The sequence below is a fragment of the Caulobacter sp. 05T431 genome, assembly GCF_056665975.1.
This window is the reverse complement of record NZ_JBFTKU010000109.1, coordinates 1-462: the sequence shown is the minus strand read 5'-3', so window position 1 is coordinate 462 and position 462 is coordinate 1. Positions and strand designations below refer to the sequence as shown.

The 462-nt window shown below is 57.6% G+C and carries 1 protein-coding gene; it reads left to right on the top strand.

The window, feature by feature from the left end:
* Positions 1-3: 3 nt before the first annotated feature.
* The coding region (locus AC1U89_RS24735) for a DUF4357 domain-containing protein (RefSeq protein ID WP_479902255.1) at positions 4-462 on the top strand (459 nt) is incomplete at its 3' end.

Below are 462 nucleotides of genomic sequence, written 5' to 3'. Positions count from 1 at the left end.
GACATGGAGTATTTTGTAGATCAGGCCAAGATCATCCTCCCCGTCCTCGGGGTCGATGCTCTACGGAAAGTCCCGTCTCCGTCCGACTCTGCCAACCCCTATGTTCAAAACACAGCCTCCTCTCCAATTTTTGAGATGTCTATTTCAGGAACAGGCATCACGGCACAGGCGCAGGAAACCGACGGGGAATTCGCCGTCCTTGAAGGTTCCAGAGCCAGGGCCTCGTGGATTGGGGCAATGCATGGCTATGCAAAGCTCCACCAAAAGCTAGTGACCGCGGGCGTTCTTGTAGCTGACGGGGCGTCGGCGCGATTCACGAAATCGCACGTGTTTAAGAGTCCGAGCGCCGCAGGGGCCGTTATAGCCGGAAGGGCAACGAACGGGCGAACTAGTTGGCGAGTTCCGGCAATCGGGTTGACTTACGGGCAATGGCAGGAGCAGGGGATCGCCTCCCTCGATCAG